The following is a 21,420-nucleotide window of genomic DNA, read 5'->3' as shown; positions in this document are numbered from 1 at the left end:
TATTGATATTTAATAGCTATTTTGAAAGATCAATATTTTCTAAAGTAATTTCTCGACCATCATCGCGTCTGATATGGCCTTGTTTTAAGTGCACAGTGCCGATTTGGGTTTCACCCAGTTGATTGGGGCTGATTTGATATGCCTGGCCAAAACCTTTGACAAAACGACCTTGAATAGGGGTTAAACAAAAGAGATGGAAGTCTTGTAATGCGGTAAGGCGGGTGATGATGTCACCAAATCTTGCCTCTAATTGCGGGACAATGTTTTCCCAAGTTTGCGTATCACGCGCAACTTCCAAGGCTTTGGCTTCAAAACTTAAGCGGCGACGCGCAAAGGGCTCACGGCTATCGGCTTCATCTTCAATAATCATCAACGCCACATCTGGGTTAATTGCCAAATTTTGCGCATGCTGAGCAATATCACTGATCAAAATGAAATATTTCCCGCCATCTACGACATAAGGTGCGTAACTTGCGTGTGGCGTGCCTTCTGGGGTCAAACTTGCTAGTTGCAAGGTCTGAGATTTTTGGTGTAGCGCGTCAATATCTTGAATGATCTTATCTTGCAGACGTTTTGCCTTTTGCTCTGCATAGAGATTCGTTTCTGACATTTGGTGTCCTTTTAAAAAGTAGTACGATTGTTGAATTTAATGTTAACTGATTGTTTATATTGAATTATTTCTAATTTTTTAAATAACCTTGTTTGATTTGCTGACTAGCATAAGTGATCGAAATAAAAATGCAAACGATAATTGATCTCATTTGTATTGAGTGGTTTAATAAGGATAGATGAGTTGTCAAATGATGACAAAAATAAATTTTAAAATTTTAGGATGTGACAATGAATAAATATAAGTTATTGAAAATTAAAAATATAAGGAAAGGTGCTTATGTTTTTATGATGCTCACCACATTCGGTATGCATGCACATCACTCCAGTGCCAGTGAGCAAAATAGCAGCACTTCTGAGCCAATAGTGATTCAGCAGGCCCAAAAAAATATTGTGAGTGTTGGGAGTTCGATCACAGAAATCATGGTAAAGCTTGGATTATCCGAACAACTCGCTGCAGTGGACGCAACCAGTAGCGGTTTTGTCGATGAAAGTGTTGCAAAACTGGGTTATCACAGACAATTAAGCGCAGAAGGGGTGATTGCATTATCACCAAAAGTGTTAGTCGCATCAGATGAAGCCGGCCCACAAACGAGTTTAGATTTAATTAAACAAGCAGGTGTTGATCTTCATGTCACTAACTCTGGCAACAAAATTGAAGACTTAATTCAGCGTATTCAAGATATTGGTGATTTCACAGGCCAGCAAGCGCAGGCACAGGATTTAATCGACCAAGTACGCGCGAAAAGTGCTGCGCTGCAAGCACAACAAGAAGCCAAACCAACAGACTATAAAGCTGTCTTTTTGCTTACCATGCATAGTCGTAGTTTAAATATTGCAGGCAGCAATACGCCTGCGGATGCCTTAATTAATTTAACTGGGATGACAAACCCTGCCGCAGAAATGGCGATTAAAAACTATAAACCTGTGGCGGCTGAGTCCTTACTTGGCATGGCGCCAGATGTGATTTTAATTAGTCAGCGCACCTTAAAGCAATTTGGCAGTGTGGATGAATTTTTAGCTCAAAATGAAGTGTTACAAGCAACGCCAGCAGGCAAAGCCAAACGTGTGTGGGTGATTGATGGACGCGCCTTGATTGGTGGTTTAGGTTTAAGCACACTGGATGAAGCAATGAGAGTGAGTACTGACTTGCTATGACATCGTTAACCATCAACAAAGCGCCTTTAGTGGGATCTACTAAAGCTCAAAAGGCGCGTTTCATTTGTTTAGGATTAGGGCTTTTGCTGATATTGCTGAGCCTTTTTTCTATTTCCACTGGCGCTGTGAGCGTCACTTGGCAACAAATTTTAAAACTTGTGCCGGCACCTGCGCATATAGAGATGATTATTTATGATTTGCGCCTGCCAAGAAGTTTAATGTGTTTGCTCGTTGGCGCCACTTTATCTTTGTGTGGCGCTGTGATGCAGGGCCTATTTCGTAACCCTTTAGCTGAGCCTGGGATTATCGGCGTGTCTAGTGGTGCAGGGCTTGGTGCAGGGCTTGCGATTGTTATCTTTACGCCGCTTATTAGCCATGATGCCTCGCCTTGGCTACAAGCTTTGTTAAGTATTGGTATCGTGCCTTTATTTGCATTTATATTTGGCGTCTTAACCACCTTGATGGTGTATAAAATTGGCACCTCAGCGCAAGGCACCTCAGTGACGACTATGCTTCTTGCAGGGGTCGCTATTGGCGCTATCTCTGGCGCTGTGCTGGGTTTTTTAAACTATGTTGCCGATGATATGGCGCTGCGTGATTTCTCGCTTTGGTCAATGGGGTCGATGGCTGGTGCACGTTGGCCGAGTATTTTATTGAGCTTAGTTTGTTTAATCGGGCTTGGGGTTTGTTTTGTGCGTCAGGCCAAGGCGTTGAATGCATTTTTACTGGGCGAGCCGATTGCGCGTCACCTTGGCGTAAATGTGCAAAAACTCAAGCAAAATCTAATTATCTTGTGCGCATTAGGGGTTGGCGTGAGCGTTGCTGTGGTAGGGCCGATTGGGTTTATTGGCTTGGTTGTGCCGCATCTTGGGCGCTTATTGGTTGGGCCAAAACATGAGTACTTACTTCCCGTAAGCGCCTTGCTTGGCGCAGCTATTTTACTTCTTGCGGATATTTTAGCGCGCACGCTTTTATTGCCCCAAGAGCTGCCAGTTGGGATCGTCACCGCAGCGCTTGGCGCGCCGTTTTTTATCTATTTATTATTAAAGCAAAAACGAGGCATGCAATGAAGCAGGCGTTATTAGACTCTAAAGATGCGCCAACAGTTAAAGCACCAATTGATAACAAAGACAATATAATGAAAGATGCGCTAAGCGTTAAAAATGTTAGCTTAAATTTTGGCCCCAGAAATATCTTAAACCAAGTATCGCTTAGCTTATATACGGGGCAAGTTTGCATCTTACTTGGGCCCAATGGCGCAGGCAAAAGCAGTTTATTGAAGCTTTTTGATGGCAGCTTAACCCCACAAGCAGGCCAAGTACGTTTATTTTCAAAAGATATTCAAACATGGACGAATACTGAGCGGGCGCAAAAGATGGGCGTCTTAACCCAAGATTTTAGCCTCGCTTTTAACTTTACAGTGCGTGAAGTGATTGAACTTGGCGCCATGTGTTTGAGCCTTTCAACCGATGCGTTATATCAACGGACCAATGCCTTGATGGCAAAGCTTGATCTCAGCCATCTTGCCGAGCAGCCTTATCCATATCTTTCAGGCGGAGAAAAGCAGCGGGTACATTTGGCGCGAGTCTTATGTCAGCTTAGTCAAACCAATGAAGCTGTGTTTATGCTTGATGAGCCAACCTCGGCGCTGGATTTAACGCACCAAGACACCTGTTTGAAATTGGCGCAGCAAAAGGCTAAGCAGGGCGCTGCGGTATTTGTGGTGCTGCATGATCTTAACTTAGCAGCGCAATATGGGGATAGAATTTTGCTGTTAAAAGATGGCGAGATACAAGCAGATGGCAACCCGTGGCAAGTACTTACTGCAAATAATATCAGGCAGGCCTATGGACGAGAAATGAGTGTAATTGAGCATCCAACTAAGGGGTATCCTTTGGTCGTGAGTTAGTCGTTTGCATTTGTTTTGGAATTAAAACGTTTGGTGATAGGTTTTTATTGGACTATATAGATAAAAAAGCCCAAAGTGAGGAGAGAAGTTCACCTTGGGCAAATTTATACCATTCGATCTTATTTATTAACCACGTAGCGCCGCTGGTACTTTAGCAATATAGAGCGCTGGCACTCCTTCAAAATCACTAGTAAATAGTACGCCGTCATCATTAGGGGTAAATGATGGGTGAGGGTGTGTGATTTGACGGTCACCGTCTAAAACATCCCATGACGTGCTATGTTTAGCAAGTTTAGTCGCCGTTTTGGTGTTGGTGTTTAAAATATATAAGAAAGGATCGTTTTCGATGTTGTAGCCAGAGCTATCAGCAACATCCACTGGCGCATCACAACCATCGCCAACCATCAAAGAGCCATCATAGTTACTCATTAAGTGTGAGCAAGCTGGCATTTGCATCACGGCTTCATTTTCTAGAGTTTCTGGGTTTGCTTTGTAGATCATTCGCTCTGTTTGACCTTTAAAATAAGACACATAGGCCATCGCACTGCCATCTGGGATCCAAAACTCATGGGTACAGGACTCTCCTTGTGCATGGGTTTTGATCTTGCGCACATTGCTGCCATCTTCATTCACAAGCCACATGCGTGCATCGACTAAATCGTGTGGACCTTCATGACAAAAACCTATTGTGGAGTCATCAAATGGACGGTAAATTGGATGCCCAAGCCAAGTGTTTTCTTCGTGCACAACCTCAAGCTTACCAGTTGTAATATCAATTTTAATTAAACGGCATCTAGGGTTCGTATGATAGAACTGGGCAAATTTCTCCCAAGAGGTGAGCGGCTGCCATGAGTCTTTATGAATCTCAATTCCAACAAGTTTAGTGCAATCAGAGTTTGCAACCCAAGTACCGTAGCCTTTCCACTCTGGCTCAACGGTATAAATAGTCGTTTCTTCAAGAGTGTCTAGATCAACCTTGTTTAGATAAAGCTCATTTTTGACATAAATCAGTGCGCTTTCATCTGTAGTGAGAAAACCTCCAAAGGTATTGTCACCACTGCCTTCGGTCAATTGCGTTGCGATTTGTGTTGTTAAATCAAGCAGGTAGTAGTTACGCTGACCATCAAAATCACCTGCAAAAAGTAGCTTATTGCCATCTTTGGTAAAGCATTTTTGATAAAAATAATTACGGTGGCAGATCACATCTTTTGGAGTAAGACGAATCACTTCATTTTGTGTATCTGAATCAATAAATGTTTCAAAGTTTAGCTGTATTTGAGAGCCTTTAGCCATCTGCATTATCTCCAATTTTTTGTCTAGTGAACGCGACAAATTTAATGCACTTGTCGCGTTTTATAATGAATGAGCTTAACTTGTTATGAAGTTAAATCTGCACGAGTTTTTACTTCTGGAATTGCTGCGCTGCGTTTAAGCGCAAAGCCAATCGCAAAAATAGATAAGGCACAGCCCAAGAAGACCAGACGTCCCCATAGCGGGTTCGGAATCAAGATCATTAAGGTTAGACCTGCCGCCATATACATCACGAGTGTTCCAAGCTTGTTGCGCTGCATGCGATCGACAATATCTTGGCCTTCTGTCGCAATGACTTCTGTGTTGAGATCGACAAAGAATTTATCTTTTTCTTCAAGGTTGGTATCTGCTTCTTCTTTATAAAATAAAGTGGTTAAACAGAAGAAACCAGCAGTAAAGAATAAATGCGCCGCAATGGTGATCATGGTTTTCATCTCACTTGCTTCACGCGCTGTGATACTGTCAATGCCAAACCAACCTGCAACAAATTGTGGGGTGAAAATATTTACTACACACCAAGACACGAACATACCAAACACAACGGTTACCCAAGGTGCCCATTTTGGTGTTTTACGAATAATGACACCAAGGAAGAGTGGGACTAGGATAGGTGATTGCAACAAGGTCGCGACCTGCATCATGAGATCAAATAGGCTTAAGTGCTTCAATGAGTTGAAGAATTGAGCCATACCGATAACAAGAATACCATTGACGATACATGCAATTTGTCCGGCACGTAGTTGTTCTTGATCGCTTGCTTGACCTTTACGCATAATCGGAGCGTAGAAACTACGCACAAAGATACCCGAGTTACGGTTTAAGGCTGAGTCCATTGAAGACATAGTTGCCGCAAAGAGGCCTGCCATGAGTAAGCCAACCGTACCAAGTGGCATGGTTTCACGTGCAAAGACAAGATAAACCGCATCACCTGCTTTTGCACCTAGAGCAGGGTATTGGCTGGCTGCGTCTGGGTACATGATTGCAGATGCCCAAGGAGGAATAAACCAGATAATTGAACCTGCTAGCATCATTGCGCCAGCAAGTAGCGCGGCTTTGGTTGCATTTTTAGAATCTTTAGCATTTAAGAAGCGATAAGAATCTTGCATATTGTTGATACTTTGCAGCTGTTTCACGACAAAGAAGATGAATGAACAAACCAATAATAACGGATAGTTCATATCAGGCCCCATGATGAATCCGCCAGGGAAGTTTTCTACAATTTCACTTGGGCCACCAACAAAATAAAGAGCGACCACTGCGCACGCAATTGAAATTACTGCTACAACAAGGGTTTGAATAAAGTCAGAAGCCACTACGCCCCATGCACCACTGAGCAGAGAAATAATTAATACTGCGGCGCCAGTGACATAAATAGTCGTCGTGATGTCTGCATCAAATACTGCAGATGCGAATACGCCTAAACCGTTCAGCCATACCCCTGCATTAATGACAGAAAGAGGAATGATCACCCAAGTAAAGAATTGCTCGTTGTTCTTATCAAAACGACGGCGAATAGCTTCGGTTGGAGTATCGACACGCATTTGGCGAAAGCGACGTGCGAAATAAAAATAGGCAAACATATATGCGACAATGTTACCAATAAAGACGCCAAGCACAGCAAAACCATCACTAAATGCTTTACCAGCAGCTCCGGTAAACGTCCAAGCGGAGAATTGGGTCATAAATGCTGTGGCGCCAACCATCCACCACAGCATCTTACCGCCCCCTCGAAAGTAATCACTCGTACTACTACTCGCCATTTTTTTAAACACTAAGCTAATTGCTACCATCAGCGCAAAATAGCCGCCGATCACAAGATAGTTATAATCCATAATTTTATCTCACATGTTGAATGATAAAAACAGGATATCAGCAAAAATAAAAAGATGGGTGATTAAAATCAAAACATCGGTTTAGTTTTGTTGTTTAGGTCTAAATATGCGAGTTACATCACTTTCTGTTTGCACAAAGGAGCTTTATTTCATTGATGACGATAATTCTTTGAGGGGATGTTTTAAGCCAGTTTCCCACGCACCCAAGTATCAAACATATCGGCCCAATGCGCATTACTTAACCCCTCGCGGCCAACGCCAAAGCCATGGCCTCCTTCCTCGAAAAGATACATCTCAACAGGGACGTTATTTTGCTTTAAGGCTTGCCAGAGGTAGAGACTGTTTTCGACATCAACAACCTGATCATCACACGCATGGATTAAAAAGTAAGGACTCGCTTCTGGATTGGCATTTTTCTCAAGCGAGAAGAAAGCGGCTTTTTGTTTTTGCGCCTGAGCAATTTTGGGATCGTCCGAGAACTGCTCAAACTTATGTCTGACTAAGCGAAAATGCGAACCATTGTGGACCGCAGGCGCAGTGGTGGTGACAACCGGGTAAATCAAAGCGTTGAAATCAGCCTTCGCGCTGAGCGCGTCAATTTCATCTTGCGCTTCAATATCTTGGCTTTTGATGTCTTGCCCATAAATTTTAGCAAGAGAGGTTTCAAGGGCGTCTTTACCCAAGTCTGCTTCAAGTTCAAACGCGCTCGCAATATCAAAATCATAATAAGCACCAAGCATCCCAGCCAAGTGCCCACCGGCTGAGAAACCCATCACGCCGACATGTTTGAGTTGCCATTTATCTTGATTCGCGCGCACCCAACGCATCGAACGTTTGGCGTCATATAAAGAGGTATAGGAGCCAAAAGGACTTTGCTTGGTATATTTTTTGCCATTTGGCATACGATAATTGCAGACAAAAACCGTGTAGCCTTTCGCTGCTAATAATTTTGCGCAGCGCGTGCCTTCGATATCAATCGCCAAACGTAAATAACTGCCGCCAGCAAACATCACAATCCCAATATGGTTGGATTTTTCTGGTGTATAGACAAGGCATTCGAGTTGGTGATGATCACTTAAAGCTCGATCGGGCTCAGGAGTCGGGTTACGAATAATGAATTTACCAGCGCTTTCAGAATCCGTGTCTGATATAGGGTTTCTAAACACTTCAGGTAATAAAAAATAATGCTCAGTACCTTCTTCATTTAAACTTGATAAATCTTGATAGGGTAGGCGATCATCTGTTTGCATAGGTTTCTCCTTAAACATAATTTGACTTAAACATAAGATCAAAAAAAAGCAGATACCCTAAGATACCTGCTTGATTTATAAAAAGATATAGCTATACCCTAGAAGATTAAGGGCAACTAAATATCAATTAAGCTTCAACGAAGTCTTTACGCATTGGCGTGAATGTGTCAAGTAGAACACCTTTCTTTGTACATACACAGCCGTGAACAATGTTTGGCTCTTTGTATAGTGCGTCGCCAGCTTTTACGATTTTAGTTTCGTCACCAATTGTGAACTCAAACTCACCAGATAGCACATAAGTGATTTGCTCATGTGGGTGGCTGTGTAGTGCGCCAACAGCACCTTCTTCAAAGTATACTTCTACAGACATTACGTTTTCACTGTAAGCCATAATCTTACGTGAAACACCATCACCTAGATCTTCTAGTTTAACGTCTTTATTATATACAAACATTGTGTTCTCCTTCGCTTAAAAGCTAGTGTATTGCAGATTAAATATCTAACTGACTGTAATTTGTCTTTTATTCTCTCGGTATAATCGGTAAATAGTTGAAATATTTACACAAATTAGAGTTGATTCGAGCATGAAGCCCCCGATTGAACCAACAATATAGTTATTCAAACACCAACACATTGCGCCAGCTAAAAACGCCAGTCGCATCTTGATCCCTTCAAGCATGAATACAGCATAGGAGCCGATACATGCGCCAAGAATTGGCAACAGATCCCATGGCCCTTCAGCTAGATAACCGCCCAAAGCGATACCAGCCAAAATAAATACAGCACAAACATATTTTGACGATGTGTAAATTGAACTCGCTGTCCGGATAGCTGATAATGCTGTACTCGCAGCCGAGGTCAGTGAGCCTAACAGTAAAAAGTGTACAAAATGATTCGCGTTATAAATCAGCATAACTATTTTTAAACGGCGATCATTTTTTTGAAAAAACGTCGAAATTCCCAATGCAAAGCTGACAAAACCTAAAGCTTGTGCAAGGTCGAACTCAAGACCAGATTGAAGCAGCATATCCACCTCGATTGATGATTGCTTATCCTGCTATTAAACAAAAAATAAACGCGAATGTAAAGTTTTTAAAACGGTGGTTTATTTTGTGTGTTTTTGTCTGTTTGTTCGCGTGCTGAGTTGAACTGGGAGTGGTTTCAAAATAATGAAATTCAATTTTATAAAAACTGGAAGCATCTCCCTAGCTGTGTATAATATAAAACAGCACATCTTGTATTAAATAATACAAAAGAAAGAAGTGTTTGTCTTGCAAAAAATAAAATTCAGATACAAATTAGATAGACATCACATATTTCGCATATTTTTGCTGTATCAAAGAGGGATAAGATGGAAAAAACAACACAGCCGGAAGCCGTTTCTTCGGTTTTAAAAGTATTTAACATTCTGCAGGCTTTAGCGGAGCAAAAAGCGATTGGGGTATCAGAGTTGTCGCAACGTCTGATGATGTCTAAAGCAACGACTTATCGCTTTTTACAAACCATGAAAACTTTAGGTTATGTCTCGCAAGAAGGTGAAGATGATAAATATTCACTGACATTAAAGCTTTTTGAGCTTGGTTCTCACTCGCTTGAGTATGTTGATTTGGTCGCGCTTGCGGATAAAGAGATGCAATATATTTCTCAGCAAACCAATGAAGCTTTGCATTTAGGCTCACTGGATGAAAATGCTATCATCTATATCCATAAAATTGATTCAGGCTATAACTTGCGTATGCAGTCGCGAATTGGCCGTCGTAACCCACTTTATAGTACAGCGATTGGTAAAGTTTTATTGGCAGAGCGTGATGAAAGCTTTGTTCGTGAAGTCTTAGCTGATGTGGAATTTGTGAAACACACCAACCGCACGCTGGAAAATGTTGACCAGTTATTGGGTGAACTTGAACTTGTCCGTAATCAACACTTTGCCGAAGATAATGAAGAACAAGAAACCGGCTTACGCTGTATTGCAGCGCCAGTGTACGATAGATTTGGTCATGTGATCGCCGGTTTGTCGATCTCTTTGCCAACCATTCGATTTGATGAAAAGCGTAAAGCATATTATGTAGATTTATTGCAAACTGCCTGCGCTAAAATATCAACAGAATTAGGCTATCACCAATACCCAGGTGGTAACCAAAATAATTAAATAGCGCTTAGCTAATCCAATATATTATAGTGAAATAATTAGTAAGGAATGCTTATGGACACTTCATCAAGGTCACATATCTACAACTTCTTGATTCAGCTTGATCCTTTCGACAAGTTGCCCACTGAAATCGTGGAACAAATTGCTGAAAATGTTGAGGTAGAGACGCTCGCAAAAGGTGAAGTGATAAGCCTTGATTCGCTATGCCGCAAGCCTAATTTGTATTTGATCCGAAAGGGCGTCATTGAGCAGCGTTTGCAAAATGGTGAATTACGTTCGCGCCTTGGGGTCGAAGACCAATTTGGTTTTACCTTCTTTACACCACTAAAAAATATTGAAGATGGCTATCAAGCGCACGCGGTTGAAGACAGTCTTTTATACTTAGTCCCTTATCAGCAAGTTAAAGATATCTTAAATAAATTCCCTGAGTTTTCAGATTATTTTTCATCGGCTTCAGCGCGCTTAACAACAGCTGCTGCGGCTGCCAAGCGTGAAGAAAAGGGCATTTTTAACCGTAAAGTCTCAGAAGTTGCCAGTACTGCGATTGTCATTGCTGATAGAAGCGATTCGATTCAAAGTGTGGCGCAAAAAATGTCTGGTAAGTTTCCAGGCGCAAGTTTGCAAGTGTGTAGTTCCTGCGCTGTGGTGATGGCAGACGGTAAAATTGTCGGCCTAGTGACAGATAGAGACATGACCCGCAGCGTCGTCAGTGATGGTGTGCCGATTTTAAGTCCGATCGAAACTGTGATGACTAAAAACCCGCAAGTGATCCAAGCGGGCGATCGCGTTTATCAAGCTGTATCGATTATGCTTGAATACAATATTCGCTGTTTACCTGTGGTGAATCATGGTGAAGTTGTCGGCCTTTTGACCACGTCGCATCTCGTGCATAATCATAGAACTCAAGCGCTCTTTTTGATTGAAAAAATTAAATATGCCGATTCAGTGAAATCTCTTGCTGCCTTAAAAGATGAACGTGAAGCGATTTTTATGGCTTTGGTTGAATCAGGCATGAGCAGTGAGGTTCAGTGCAAAGTGATGTCGATGATCATGGATGCCTTCAACCGTCGCTTGATAAAATTTGCTGAAGAAGTGCTTGGGCCGCCGCCTTGTGAGTATGCGTGGATTGTGGCGGGTTCGCATGCCCGCAATGAAGTGCATATGCTTTCAGATCAAGACAATGCAATTGTTTTAAGTGATGATGCAAAACCTGAAGATATGCTATATTTCAAACACTTAGCAATGCGAGTATGCAGCGGCCTAGATGCCTGTGGCTATCCTTTGTGTACTGGGAAATACATGGCAGCGACGCCAAAATGGTGTCAGCCGTTAAGCCGTTGGAAAGAATATTATCACAAATGGGTGCAGAGCCCTGAATATGGCCGTTTATTAAACATTAGTGTGTTCTTAGAAGTGCGTGGGATCCATGGCAATCTTGAGCTAGTGGATGAGCTAAATAAAAGTTTGCACCAAGAAATCCATAATCACCCTTATTTCCTATCTTCGCTGGCAAGGGATGCGATTGCAACTCAGCCACCGCTTGGCATTTTTAATAGCTTAGTGCTTGAAAAAGAAGGTCAAAATAGTAAAACCTTAAATATCAAGAAGTATGCTCTAAACTTAATTATTGATTTAGCGCGTATTTTCAGCTTGTCTGCGGGCGGCAGTTTAACTGGCACAGAAGAGCGATTCCGTTTTGCTACTGAGCATGGCAAGATGTCGGTTGATAGCTGTGAAAATATTATTGGCGCGCTAAGATTTTTAAGTCAAGTACGTTTTAATCACCAAGCCAAAGCCTTAAAAGAAGGTCATGAGCCAAATAATAATATTAATCCAAATGATTTTAGCAGCTTTGAACGTAAGCACTTAAAAGAAGCCTTTAAGATTATCGCGCAAATGCAAGATGTGGCAAAGCTTAGATACTTGAAGTGATGTGATACTTTAAGTGTATTATATTCCCAGAGATAAATAGGGCACTTAAAAGAATGAGCGGGTAAAAATATAGCGGCTTGCTCTTATTTAGATGGATAAAAAATACCCCTCACCAGCGAGAGTGAAGGGGTATTTTTATATTATTTGAGTCTAAATAAACCTTATCGAAGGATTAGTCTTCTAATAAACTTGCAGGGATTTTGAAAACGACTTTTTTCAACTTTGAAACTTCACCTACCGCGCAAAGTGGCTTATGCACTTCTTTTGGATAGAAGGTTACAAAATCACCAGCACGTAAATAAACTTGTGTGCGACTGTCCATTTCATTGACGAAGAATAAGTCTTTTTCTTCGCTTGCAGAGTAAAGGTTATCCATATCTGGCGCGCTAATATCCGCTTCCATGATTTCTTCACCTTCAAGCAATAATTGAATGTCGATATGCTTGTGGTGGAATTCTGCGCGACGCTCATCTGCGGGCTCTGTCATCGGCGTATCGACAATATAAAAATAACCATCTTCTTTATAAAGACCATTTTCAAGCGCTTTCAGTGCGTCAAGATCTTGTGTGTGCTTTTGTAGAATATCTTGCATTACTTTTGGAAGAGTGGCCGCTTTGATATTATTTAAACTTCCGAAAATCATAATTTTTCCTTTTTATATTATGGTGTTTATTCACGCCAGTAGTTTACGCCAGATTTTGTATTATTTCTTTATTTATAATCAATCCAAGCGAAGTATTCACATGTGATTCAAGTCAAAATTCATTAACAATTTGATAACTATTTTTACTTTTTATGCGTGGGTTACCAGAAAGACCATATCTTTGTTGCTAGTATGAATCGTAACCAAGTACTTGTGTGTTTATATTATTTGATAAAATCTAGAAGAAGGAAGGACTATGAAAAAACTTTTGCCTATAATTTTATCTTCAGTGTTTATGTTTGGTTGTTCGCATACGGATATTGCAAACCAAAATAAAACAATGAAGCCTTGGAATGAAGTTGGTCAACACTGTGCGCTTGATGGTGTGATGCTCATGAGCAAAGCTGACCTCAATGCAATGATGCCCAATCATCCAATTTCAGATACTGAATATGCTGAATATGTTCAAGGATATAAGCAAGGCCAAGTGGAATATTGTCAAACAGACAAGGCATACAAATATGGTGTAGAAGGCCGTAATTATGTTGGCCAATGTGAAGGCTTAGCAAATGAAGAAGATTTCAAAGCTGAGTGGAAACGCGGTTATGAAGAATATACTTTCTTATTCTTCTATGAATAACTAAATATAAAAAAATAGAGCACGTAGGATCTTCATTCTCTACGTGCTCTTTTTTATTGGGTCTGCTTTTAATTTATAGCATGACAAGGAATCGACTTAAAACCTAAGCTTGTTGATTTTCAAGCTCAGCCGCATCAGCGCGTTTTACTACTTTATGACCATCTTCCGTCAATCCAGTTTTCCAATAACTGCTGAAATAATGGCCACGTAAATTAAAATCTTCAATGCCACGACAAAGATCGCGGATGGCGCGCATTTGACTAAATTCGCATGCACACCAGACTGCTAGTTTTTGTGCCTCAGGGAGTGCTAGATTCATTTCTTTTATTTGGCTTGCAAATTGAGTTGCACTTGGGTCTTGCACATATTTTAGCTCTAAACCTTGCGGCAGATTTAAACTCTCTGCGGCATGTTGCTTGTCTGAGTCATCCAAAATACTGATGATCACATAGCCTTGTGGGTTATCACCGAGTAAAGAAACTTGATGCACCAAAGCCGGCACGGCAGTGAGATCGGCAAACATCAAAAAGAATTTATCTTGAGTCTCAAATGGCTTGAGTGTGCCGGGGCCACCAAAGTAAATCTCGTCACCTGGAGCTGCATTTAACGCAAACTGCGCACCATAACCGCCAGTTTCGGGCGTCATGATTTCATTTGCATGGCTCACATGTAATACAAAATCAATTGCACAGACTTTTGTTTTAGTATCGAGCGCGGCTAAGGTATAGGTTCGTTTTTGACAAAGTTTTGCTTCGCCTTGAGCAATTAAAGGTGAGATGTCTGTGCTCCCTTCTGGGGTAAACAGCAACTTGATATAACGCCCAGCCCAATCTTGCGCGGCATCATCCACTTGGCTTAAATCAAACCAAATTCGGCGAATACTAGCAGAGCGATCTTCAACTTTTTTGACGATCAATTTTTTGGGTGCTAAGGCTTTGCCTTGTGGGCCTTCTTTTGGCGCAGTGGCTTGGTTAGACATCATTTTGTTCCTTCATCTTGAAATCACTTGGGTATAGATTAAAACACTTTTGAGAGTGATTCGCATTTATTTTTTATCAAGTGAGACTTATTTTTGCTAAGCTCGGTCGAAAGCATTCGACTCTGGGTTAATCTTCAGATTCGCATGCGACAAGCAGTTGCTTCGGATCTTGTCCTATTTCTTTCATATGCGTGATTTTAGCTTTGACGCGTTTCACAGTAGAAAGGCTCGCTTGGGTTTGTTGCGCAGTACTGTGTAAGGTTTCGCCACTTAATAACAAGCTTAAAATTTGCTGGTGTAAAGCTTTATTCTTAGGCCTGCCTCGATATTTTTTTTGCCACTTATCTGGATGTTCACGCAATTTATGACGCGCAAGCTCAGCTGCACTTAACCGCTTTTGAGTTTCACTTTGAGCAAAACCTTGGAGCATGGCAAGTAGTGCATTGGTAGTGAAATCATCTTTTTTAAAGCTTAAATTTTGAGAGATAGTTTTCACTTCGACATCAAGTGCAAGAAGGGAAAGAATAGCTTGATGACAAGCTTCAAAGTGATGTCCGAGAGCATCAATCCACCAAACGACAACGACATCGCCGGGTTTAAATTTGTCTTTATACTCTTCAAACGCAGGACGTTGAGTAAAGGGAACGTAGCCACGAATTTGCGTATCTTCAAGCCAATTTACGTCTGGATAGCTATGTGAAATGGCTTCAATTTGACGTTCAAGATCTTTGTTTTTGGGTGAGCGGCGAATATATGCATAAGTCTGTGACATGAATTTCCTTTGGTTCATTTGATATGGTCCTTAAATAATAAAGGTTCATTTGGTATGTGTCAAATATTAGTTTCGTCCAATCATTTTTAACTCTCTGATAACCTTGTTAACACTAAGGGTGATCTGGTTCACAGAATGTAAGTTTATCTGGGGTTAAATCGAAATACTTTTAGGTTTTGAGGTCAGATTAGTTAAATATTCACATTTAGTTCACGTTTCATGGATTAAACTGAATATACTTATACATATTGTGATCAAATAATTTTCTCTTAGCTTTGACTTAAAAGGAATTCTCATGGCTTTTAAATTTTCGTTTCAATCGCTTGCAAATAGTATCTTTGATCTAGATGTCATCTTTGCTGCCCTTATCACCTTTTCGATTGCAACCGGCGTGGTTAATTTAATCCTTGCTCTTGGTTAACCCTTAGATCTATTCAACGTTAGGCTAGGTCAAACTTGCCTTCATTCTCAAAATTGTATCAATGCTCTAAACCTAAACTAGGGATCGCTCCATTGGCTTTAAACAAGCTGATGGATACAGTGTTTAGGTTTTTTTTGAGCTAGCGGTGTAAACGTTTACACTGCGTGATCTTTATCACGGATTTTAAGTCGAACTTCTTGCTAGGATACACTCAATCAAGAGTAAGTCTGAGTTTAAAAGGGACGAGTATGACAGATGTGAGTGTAAATAAATTTCAAGCAGAGAATGATCCTCATCGCCGTTTTAATCCACTAACAGGGCAGTGGATCTTAGTGTCGCCACATCGAGCTAAGCGTCCTTGGCAAGGGGCATCTGAAGCTAAAACTTGTGAAGAATCGAAATCCTATGATCAAGATTGCTTTTTATGTGCAGGTAATACTCGTGTTTCTGGCGAAAAGAATCCCAATTATCAGGGGACTTTTATTTTTCAAAACGATCATGGCGCACTCTTGCCTGACACACCGTTAGATAAGCAGACTCAAGATCCTTTATTTCAAACTATGAGCGTGCGCGGAGTGAGCCGTGTATTGTGTTTTTCCCCGGATCATAGCCAAAGTTTGCCAGAATTATCGTACACGCAAATTGAAACTGTGGTGGACGCTTGGGCTGAGCAAATTGACGCACTTTCTAAAGATTATATTTGGGTGCAAGCGTTTGAAAATAAAGGCGCAGTGATGGGCTGTTCACAGCCGCACCCACATGGACAAATCTGGGCGAATAACTTTTTGCCGAATGAAATTGAGCGAAAAGACAAAAATCTACATGCTTATTATCAAGAACATGGCACCAATTTATTGCTTGATTATGTCAAGAAAGAGCTGATGTCTGGTGAACGGATTGTGGTTGAAACAAAGTATTGGGTCGCCTTGGTTCCGTATTGGGCGGCTTGGCCTTTTGAAACTATGTTATTGCCTAAGATGGCAGCGGCGCGTTTTAGTGACTTAAATCCAACAGCCAAAGCTGATTTAGCTGTTGCCTTAAAAGCTTTAACGACAGCTTATGATAATTTATTTGAGACATCTTTCCCTTATTCAATGGGCTGGCATTATGCGCCATTTATCGAAACCCACCCAGAACAATCATTAGCATCTCATCAGGATGATCCTTGTCAATATTGGCAATTACACGCGCTTTTCTACCCGCCGCTTTTGCGTAGCGCGACGGTGAAAAAGTTTATGGTTGGGTATGAAATGCTTGCTGAAAGCCAAAGAGATTTAACTGCAGAGCAGGCGGCGCAGCGTCTAAGAGATTTACCCAAACAGCATTATAAGCAGCAGCCTAGCGCTTAATTGCAACCGAATAACGCTTTGATAAAAATTATAATGAGATAAATATGATGAATACAAAATTGAGTTTAAGTGAAACAGTTTGTCAAACCTTTGAGCAAGTTTTTGGCTATGTACCAACGGATATGTTTCAAGCACCTGGACGGGTAAATTTAATTGGTGAGCATACAGATTATAATGACGGCTTTGTGTTGCCTTGTGCGATTAATTATCAAACCATAGTGGCTTGCAGTAAGCGCTCAGATAACATTATCCGCGTTATTGCTGCAGATTTTGATAATCAAGAAAATCAATTTGATCTTAGCCAAGCGATTGAATTTGATCCAGATTGCATGTGGGCTAATTATATCCGTGGTGTGGTGAAAGTCTTTGCTGATCAAGGCTATTTACTTGGCGGGCTTGATTTAGTAGTGAGTGGCAATGTGCCGCAGGGCGCAGGACTTAGCTCGTCGGCTTCACTTGAAGTGGCGATTGGTCAAATGCTCAATGATATGTTTAGGCTCAACTTGGATGGCGCCCAAATAGCATTATATGGTCAAGAAGCGGAAAACAAGTTTGTCGGTTGTAACTGCGGCATTATGGATCAAATGATTTCAGCATGTGGTGAGTCACAACATGCTTTGCTGCTTGATTGCCGAAGCTTGGAAACTCATGCGGTAAATATGCCAGATGATCTTGTAGTGATGATTATTAACTCAAATAAAAAACGCGGTCTTGTGGATAGTGAATACAATACTCGCCGTAAACAATGTGAAGAAGCTGCAAAATATTTTGGTGTCAAAGCGCTGCGTGATGTGAGTTATGAGATGTTTCTTGATAAATACAAAGGTTTAGATCCGATAACAGCGAAACGCGCGAAACATATTATTACGGAAAACCAACGTACATTAGATGCCGCCAAAGCGTTAGAAAATCAAGATATTCAAACCTTAAGTCAACTGATGAAAGCATCCCACTTGTCTATGCGAGATGACTTTGAAATTACAGCGCCAGAAGTCGATGCTTTGGTTGAGATTATTGATAACGTCCTTGGACAGGCTGGTGGCGTACGCATGACAGGTGGCGGCTTTGGTGGTTGTGTGGTGGCACTGGTGCCGCCTAGTTTAGTGACTGCGGTTTCACAAGCAATTGAAACAAATTATTTTACTCAAACTGGCCTTAAAGAAAGCATTTATATATGCCAAGCCAAAAGCGGTGCAGGGCGCCTTGATATGTGCCAAGTACCAGCATAAGTATTGGCAATTAGAAAAAGATACCCCAAAAATTAGACGAGTTCTTCGTTGACACCAAGCACACCCTCTCCTTTGGCTTGGTGTTTTTTACTTTTACCTAATTACTTTTATACGCGCGAGTAGAGACTTGAGTGATAAGTTTTGGCTTAGTTAAGCCATTGACTAGAGTATTCGTAGAAAGACTTTCGCCATGACTTAAAGCCAGAGCAAGTTGAGTCGCTTGGGTTGCCATTTCTTCGATAGGGTAGGCGACGCTGGTAAGTTTTGGGCGAATGTATTGACCAATTAAGCCGTAGTCAAAACCAACCAGAGAAATATCTTCGGGCACGCTCATGCCGTGATCATCAAGGTAAGCCAGAACACCGGCAGCCATGGCGTCGTTATAACAAGCAATCGCAGTTAAATCTGGAAATACTTGAAGCAGGTTTTGCGCTGCAACTTCACCACCAATTTGATCCGGTGTTGCATAGCTGATCTGATAATCAATGTTGGCGTCTTGGCAACGCTTTTCAAATCCTATACGTCTTTCGGTCGCATCTTCAATCTCATGATTTGAGCAAATATAGCCAATTTTCTGATGCCCAAGCGTAATTAAATGCTCTGTCGCGAGCATACTGCCATATTCATTATCTAAAGCGATGCAGCGTTCAGCAATTTCAGGAATATAGCGATTGATCAGCACCATAGCAGGAAGTTCTTGCGCAAAGTCAATCAAGGTTTGGTTATCAAGCGCTTTACTATGTACGATTAAAGCATCACATCTGTGCTCGATTAATAGCTCAATGGCTTGTTTTTCTTCATCTTTATCATGATGGCCATTGCCAATAAGAAGGTGGCGTTGATGCTTTTTAGCTTCAATATCGACAGCTTTAATTAAGCTGCCAAAGAAGGGATCGGCCACATCGCCAACTAAGACGCCGATGGTCTGGCTGGTCTGACTGACTAAGGCCTTGGCTGCGGCATTCGGGCGATAGCCTAGTTTTGCCATCGCGAGGGTCACACGCTCAATCGCCGCTTGACTGGCTTTTGGGGATTTATTGATCACACGTGAAACCGTTGCAATCGAGACTTGGGCTTCTTTTGCTACATCTTTGATAGTGGCCATAGAGAGAACTTATTTTAAAAACATCGGCTTATTTTAACTAAGAGACCTCGTTGCGCCTAGTCTTATTGAGTGTATTTTACGCAAAGAGGTCAATTCTCTGTCACTTTTTAACTAAAAAACTTATTCAATTAGCTTATGCACGCAAGAAATAACGTTTTTATCGATTTTCTCAACCAGCTTTTTATTTTTCTTTGGATAGTCAAATTGCTGCAGTAAGTAACGAATGGAATGCACGCGCGCACGGCGTTTATCATTTGAGTTGACTGTCACCCAAGGCGCGCTTTTTTTATCTGTGTACTTAAACATATCATCGCGTGCGAGTGTGTAATCATCCCACTTTTCTAGTGATTCGACATCTATTGGGCTGAGTTTCCATTGTTTCAGTGGGCTGGTCATGCGCTCATGAAAGCGGCGCAACTGCTCTAGGCGTTCAACCGTAAACCAGAATTTCACCAAGACAATATCAGATTCAACCAGCATGCTTTCAAGGGCAGGGGCTTGTTGGTAAAAATTAGCCAGATCAGAGTCGGAGCAAAAGCCCATCACACGTTCAACGCCGGCGCGGTTATACCAAGAACGGTCAAAAAATACGATTTCACCGGCAGCAGGGAAGTGATTGATATAACGTTGGAAATACCATTGAGTTTGTTCTCTGTCGGTTGGTTTTGGCAGGGCAACAACACGAGCATGGCGCGGGTTTAAATATTGCGTAAAGCGAGAAATAGCGCCGCCTTTGCCCGCAGCATCACGACCTTCACAGATAACCATCAAACGTTTACCTGTACTTAATAAATAAGCTTGAAGTTTGACGAGTTCGATTTGCAGTTCGGCTAAATCTTCTTCGTACTCATCTGTGTCCATACGTTTCGGGTAAGGAAAGGTGCCGGCATCATGGAGCAGATCAAGACTGTCTTTCGTCGAGAGTTTTAAATCATGATCTTCATCGCGAATCGCCTTGTGAAATTTTTTGCATAACTTGCTAAGTTGCTCTTGGGCTTCGTTTTGTTGCTTCTCACTCATATAAATATCCTTATTTAGTGCCAGAAAGTCTGTTTGATTTTTAAGCGATATTTTTACTTTACCCGATTTAAAATAAAAAAGCGCATAAATTATCACAGCTTAGGAGGATTTCTGCCTAGGGTGAAATTTATGCGCTTTATAAAGTAAGCTTTTTATTGGGTTAAAGCGAGTAGCGATTAGTTAGCGATAAGCGCCGAGAGGACGCCGATCAAGCCGCCAAAGACACCGCCCCAAACCACAAGCCAGCCAAGGTGCGCTTTGATCATCTTTTGCACCATTTCTTTGACCATTTGAGGCGTGAGTTCATTCAAACGCGCTTCAATCATTTGTTCGATTTTTTGCTCCAATTTATCTGACACGGCTTCGCCCGCCAGTTGAGCTTGGATTGCTTGTTGCACACTTGGTTTATGGCTCAGCTCAAGCATATTGGCTTTAATCTTTTCAATAAAGGGCGCTTTGAGCGGCTCTAACGCTTCGCTACCACCAAACATCGCCAGCATGCCACCAAATTGCGAGTTATTAATCACATCTACTAATGAATCATAGGTTTGATTAAAGTCGATTTGATCCATTACTGGGGTGAAATCAAAGGCTGGCGCAGCGTGTGATTTCTCGTCAGGCGAGTGCTGCGTTTCTTGCGCTTGACTTGCTGCCACATCGCTAATTGTCATTGGCGCCAGGGCATCATTTTGTTTCGCGTTTTCATCAAGAGGCGGCGTTTTACCTTGTAAGAAGTTTTGAATATTCTCAGCGGTAAAAAACTGCGCCATCATTAGATCTTTAATCGACAGTTTAATTGATTCAAATCTATCTTGAATCACGCCAGAGCCGTAAAGACCTGGCACTTTTTCAAACAGCATATGAATCGCCAATGCATTGGTGATCGCCCCTGAAAAAGCAAATAAGCCTGCATATAAAATGACTTGATTATCCATTGCATAGCCAACTGCAAGAGCGATTAATGCAACCAGATTGGTAACAAGACTTTTGTTCATTTACTTACCTTTAAATGTGATGTCGCTATATTTTGATCTCAAAGCTGTATTGCCTATGAGTTTAACTATATATAGCGGGGAAATATTTGTAGAAAGAGAAAACAGAAGGATTTTAAT

General features: G+C 41.5%; 21 protein-coding genes. 9 read left to right on the top strand and 12 right to left on the bottom strand.

The genetic code is table 11. The features are described 5' to 3' along the window. Positions 1–16 precede the first annotated feature (16 nt). Positions 17–610, bottom strand: coding sequence for a pyridoxamine 5'-phosphate oxidase family protein (locus tag AC2VOY_RS12815; RefSeq protein ID WP_491833996.1), 594 nt, complete (start codon positions 608–610; stop codon positions 17–19). 230 nt (positions 611–840) lie between these two features. Here AC2VOY_RS12815 and AC2VOY_RS12810 point away from each other — a divergent pair, with 230 nt between their 5' ends. The 3 genes from AC2VOY_RS12810 (at position 841) to AC2VOY_RS12800 (ending at position 3,676) form a co-directional block, all read left to right on the top strand. Continuing rightward, positions 841–1,767, top strand: a complete 927-nt coding sequence (locus tag AC2VOY_RS12810) for a heme/hemin ABC transporter substrate-binding protein (RefSeq protein ID WP_491833995.1) — start codon at positions 841–843, stop codon at positions 1,765–1,767. A 29-nt stretch (positions 1,768–1,796) separates the two neighbouring features. After that, positions 1,797–2,837 carry a FecCD family ABC transporter permease gene (locus AC2VOY_RS12805; RefSeq protein WP_491833994.1) on the top strand — a complete coding sequence of 347 codons (1,041 nt, stop codon included), beginning with the start codon at positions 1,797–1,799 and terminating at the stop codon, positions 2,835–2,837. Between the two features lie 68 nt (positions 2,838–2,905). Then, complete coding sequence (locus AC2VOY_RS12800; protein WP_491834138.1) at positions 2,906–3,676, top strand: heme ABC transporter ATP-binding protein; 771 nt, start codon at positions 2,906–2,908, stop codon at positions 3,674–3,676. Positions 3,677–3,802: 126 nt separating this feature from the next. On the opposite strand, the gene AC2VOY_RS12795 is transcribed toward AC2VOY_RS12800, so the two are convergent. The 5 genes from AC2VOY_RS12795 to AC2VOY_RS12775 all read right to left on the bottom strand — a co-directional run bounded on the left by AC2VOY_RS12795 (position 3,803) and on the right by AC2VOY_RS12775 (position 9,096). Continuing rightward, positions 3,803–4,969 carry an oligogalacturonate lyase family protein gene (locus tag AC2VOY_RS12795; RefSeq protein WP_491834137.1) on the bottom strand — a complete coding sequence of 389 codons (1,167 nt, stop codon included), beginning with the start codon at positions 4,967–4,969 and terminating at the stop codon, positions 3,803–3,805. Between the two features lie 83 nt (positions 4,970–5,052). Beyond that, complete coding sequence (locus AC2VOY_RS12790) at positions 5,053–6,819, bottom strand: sodium:solute symporter family protein (protein ID WP_491833993.1); 1,767 nt, start codon at positions 6,817–6,819, stop codon at positions 5,053–5,055. A gap of 182 nt (positions 6,820–7,001) precedes the next feature. Beyond that, positions 7,002–8,069, bottom strand: coding sequence for an alpha/beta hydrolase (locus AC2VOY_RS12785; protein ID WP_491833992.1), 1,068 nt, complete (start codon positions 8,067–8,069; stop codon positions 7,002–7,004). A 127-nt stretch (positions 8,070–8,196) separates the two neighbouring features. Beyond that, positions 8,197–8,523, bottom strand: coding sequence for a cupin domain-containing protein (locus tag AC2VOY_RS12780; protein WP_491833991.1), 327 nt, complete (start codon positions 8,521–8,523; stop codon positions 8,197–8,199). Positions 8,524–8,568: 45 nt separating this feature from the next. Further along, positions 8,569–9,096: a YgjV family protein gene (locus tag AC2VOY_RS12775; protein ID WP_491833990.1), complete on the bottom strand. Its 528-nt coding sequence runs from the start codon at positions 9,094–9,096 to the stop codon at positions 8,569–8,571. Positions 9,097–9,420: 324 nt separating this feature from the next. Between AC2VOY_RS12775 and kdgR the strand changes: the two genes are divergently transcribed. Both kdgR and AC2VOY_RS12765 read left to right on the top strand, forming a co-directional pair. Further along, positions 9,421–10,218, top strand: coding sequence for a DNA-binding transcriptional regulator KdgR (gene kdgR, locus AC2VOY_RS12770; protein WP_491833989.1), 798 nt, complete (start codon positions 9,421–9,423; stop codon positions 10,216–10,218). Positions 10,219–10,272: 54 nt separating this feature from the next. Beyond that, entirely contained in the window at positions 10,273–12,150 is a 1,878-nt protein-coding gene (locus AC2VOY_RS12765; RefSeq protein ID WP_491833988.1) for a DUF294 nucleotidyltransferase-like domain-containing protein, read from the top strand. 172 nt (positions 12,151–12,322) lie between these two features. On the opposite strand, the gene AC2VOY_RS12760 is transcribed toward AC2VOY_RS12765, so the two are convergent. Beyond that, a complete protein-coding gene (locus tag AC2VOY_RS12760) occupies positions 12,323–12,793 on the bottom strand; it encodes a NanQ anomerase/TabA/YiaL family protein (protein ID WP_491833987.1) in 471 nt (156 codons plus the stop codon). Between the two features lie 256 nt (positions 12,794–13,049). Here AC2VOY_RS12760 and AC2VOY_RS12755 point away from each other — a divergent pair, with 256 nt between their 5' ends. Continuing rightward, complete coding sequence (locus AC2VOY_RS12755; RefSeq protein WP_491833986.1) at positions 13,050–13,433, top strand: DUF2799 domain-containing protein; 384 nt, start codon at positions 13,050–13,052, stop codon at positions 13,431–13,433. 103 nt (positions 13,434–13,536) lie between these two features. Here the strand turns inward: AC2VOY_RS12755 and AC2VOY_RS12750 are convergent, their stop codons facing one another. Together AC2VOY_RS12750 and AC2VOY_RS12745 are read right to left on the bottom strand one after the other, a co-directional pair. Continuing rightward, positions 13,537–14,415: a siderophore-interacting protein gene (locus AC2VOY_RS12750; protein WP_491833985.1), complete on the bottom strand. Its 879-nt coding sequence runs from the start codon at positions 14,413–14,415 to the stop codon at positions 13,537–13,539. Between the two features lie 124 nt (positions 14,416–14,539). Further along, positions 14,540–15,184 carry a recombinase family protein gene (locus AC2VOY_RS12745; protein WP_491833984.1) on the bottom strand — a complete coding sequence of 215 codons (645 nt, stop codon included), beginning with the start codon at positions 15,182–15,184 and terminating at the stop codon, positions 14,540–14,542. Positions 15,185–15,479: 295 nt separating this feature from the next. Between AC2VOY_RS12745 and AC2VOY_RS12740 the strand changes: the two genes are divergently transcribed. The 3 genes from AC2VOY_RS12740 (at position 15,480) to galK (ending at position 18,183) form a co-directional block, all read left to right on the top strand. Then, entirely contained in the window at positions 15,480–15,605 is a 126-nt protein-coding gene (locus AC2VOY_RS12740; RefSeq protein ID WP_491833983.1) for a hypothetical protein, read from the top strand. A gap of 257 nt (positions 15,606–15,862) precedes the next feature. Beyond that, on the top strand, positions 15,863–16,954 hold the full coding sequence (locus AC2VOY_RS12735; protein ID WP_491834136.1) for a UDP-glucose--hexose-1-phosphate uridylyltransferase: 1,092 nt from the start codon (positions 15,863–15,865) through the stop codon (positions 16,952–16,954). Between the two features lie 47 nt (positions 16,955–17,001). After that, positions 17,002–18,183, top strand: a complete 1,182-nt coding sequence (gene galK, locus AC2VOY_RS12730) for a galactokinase (RefSeq protein ID WP_491834135.1) — start codon at positions 17,002–17,004, stop codon at positions 18,181–18,183. A gap of 97 nt (positions 18,184–18,280) precedes the next feature. On the opposite strand, the gene AC2VOY_RS12725 is transcribed toward galK, so the two are convergent. From AC2VOY_RS12725 to AC2VOY_RS12715, 3 genes are all read right to left on the bottom strand, one after another. Further along, the gene (locus AC2VOY_RS12725; protein WP_491833982.1) at positions 18,281–19,288 is read right to left on the bottom strand and encodes a substrate-binding domain-containing protein; all 1,008 of its coding nucleotides are present in this window, start codon (positions 19,286–19,288) and stop codon (positions 18,281–18,283) included. 120 nt (positions 19,289–19,408) lie between these two features. Then, positions 19,409–20,308 (bottom strand): polyphosphate kinase 2, encoded by a 900-nt coding sequence (gene ppk2 / locus AC2VOY_RS12720; RefSeq protein ID WP_491833981.1) that lies wholly within the window; start codon positions 20,306–20,308, stop codon positions 19,409–19,411. 176 nt (positions 20,309–20,484) lie between these two features. Further along, on the bottom strand, positions 20,485–21,303 hold the full coding sequence (locus AC2VOY_RS12715; RefSeq protein ID WP_491833980.1) for a DUF445 family protein: 819 nt from the start codon (positions 21,301–21,303) through the stop codon (positions 20,485–20,487). Positions 21,304–21,420: the final 117 nt, after the last annotated feature.

The organism is Vibrio sp. KMM 9700 (genome assembly GCF_058545285.1).
This window is presented reverse-complemented; position numbering and strand designations above follow the sequence as displayed.

Excerpts from the sequence above, each read along its gene's own strand:
- AC2VOY_RS12790 (WP_491833993.1), bottom strand. The coding sequence starts at position 6,819 with ATGGATTATAACTATCTTGTGATCGGCGGCTATTTTGCGCTGATGGTA.
- AC2VOY_RS12815 (WP_491833996.1), bottom strand. The coding sequence starts at position 610 with ATGTCAGAAACGAATCTCTATGCAGAGCAAAAGGCAAAACGTCTGCAA.
- AC2VOY_RS12755 (WP_491833986.1), top strand. The coding sequence starts at position 13,050 with ATGAAAAAACTTTTGCCTATAATTTTATCTTCAGTGTTTATGTTTGGT.
- AC2VOY_RS12750 (WP_491833985.1), bottom strand. The coding sequence starts at position 14,415 with ATGATGTCTAACCAAGCCACTGCGCCAAAAGAAGGCCCACAAGGCAAA.
- AC2VOY_RS12785 (WP_491833992.1), bottom strand. The coding sequence starts at position 8,069 with ATGCAAACAGATGATCGCCTACCCTATCAAGATTTATCAAGTTTAAAT.
- AC2VOY_RS12810 (WP_491833995.1), top strand. The coding sequence starts at position 841 with ATGAATAAATATAAGTTATTGAAAATTAAAAATATAAGGAAAGGTGCT.
- ppk2 (WP_491833981.1), bottom strand. The coding sequence starts at position 20,308 with ATGAGTGAGAAGCAACAAAACGAAGCCCAAGAGCAACTTAGCAAGTTA.
- AC2VOY_RS12715 (WP_491833980.1), bottom strand. The coding sequence starts at position 21,303 with ATGAACAAAAGTCTTGTTACCAATCTGGTTGCATTAATCGCTCTTGCA.
- AC2VOY_RS12765 (WP_491833988.1), top strand. The coding sequence starts at position 10,273 with ATGGACACTTCATCAAGGTCACATATCTACAACTTCTTGATTCAGCTT.
- AC2VOY_RS12780 (WP_491833991.1), bottom strand. The coding sequence starts at position 8,523 with ATGTTTGTATATAATAAAGACGTTAAACTAGAAGATCTAGGTGATGGT.
- AC2VOY_RS12725 (WP_491833982.1), bottom strand. The coding sequence starts at position 19,288 with ATGGCCACTATCAAAGATGTAGCAAAAGAAGCCCAAGTCTCGATTGCA.
- AC2VOY_RS12795 (WP_491834137.1), bottom strand. The coding sequence starts at position 4,969 with ATGGCTAAAGGCTCTCAAATACAGCTAAACTTTGAAACATTTATTGAT.
- kdgR (WP_491833989.1), top strand. The coding sequence starts at position 9,421 with ATGGAAAAAACAACACAGCCGGAAGCCGTTTCTTCGGTTTTAAAAGTA.
- AC2VOY_RS12740 (WP_491833983.1), top strand. The coding sequence starts at position 15,480 with ATGGCTTTTAAATTTTCGTTTCAATCGCTTGCAAATAGTATCTTTGAT.
- AC2VOY_RS12800 (WP_491834138.1), top strand. The coding sequence starts at position 2,906 with ATGAAAGATGCGCTAAGCGTTAAAAATGTTAGCTTAAATTTTGGCCCC.
- AC2VOY_RS12745 (WP_491833984.1), bottom strand. The coding sequence starts at position 15,184 with ATGTCACAGACTTATGCATATATTCGCCGCTCACCCAAAAACAAAGAT.
- AC2VOY_RS12775 (WP_491833990.1), bottom strand. The coding sequence starts at position 9,096 with ATGCTGCTTCAATCTGGTCTTGAGTTCGACCTTGCACAAGCTTTAGGT.
- AC2VOY_RS12760 (WP_491833987.1), bottom strand. The coding sequence starts at position 12,793 with ATGATTTTCGGAAGTTTAAATAATATCAAAGCGGCCACTCTTCCAAAA.
- galK (WP_491834135.1), top strand. The coding sequence starts at position 17,002 with ATGAATACAAAATTGAGTTTAAGTGAAACAGTTTGTCAAACCTTTGAG.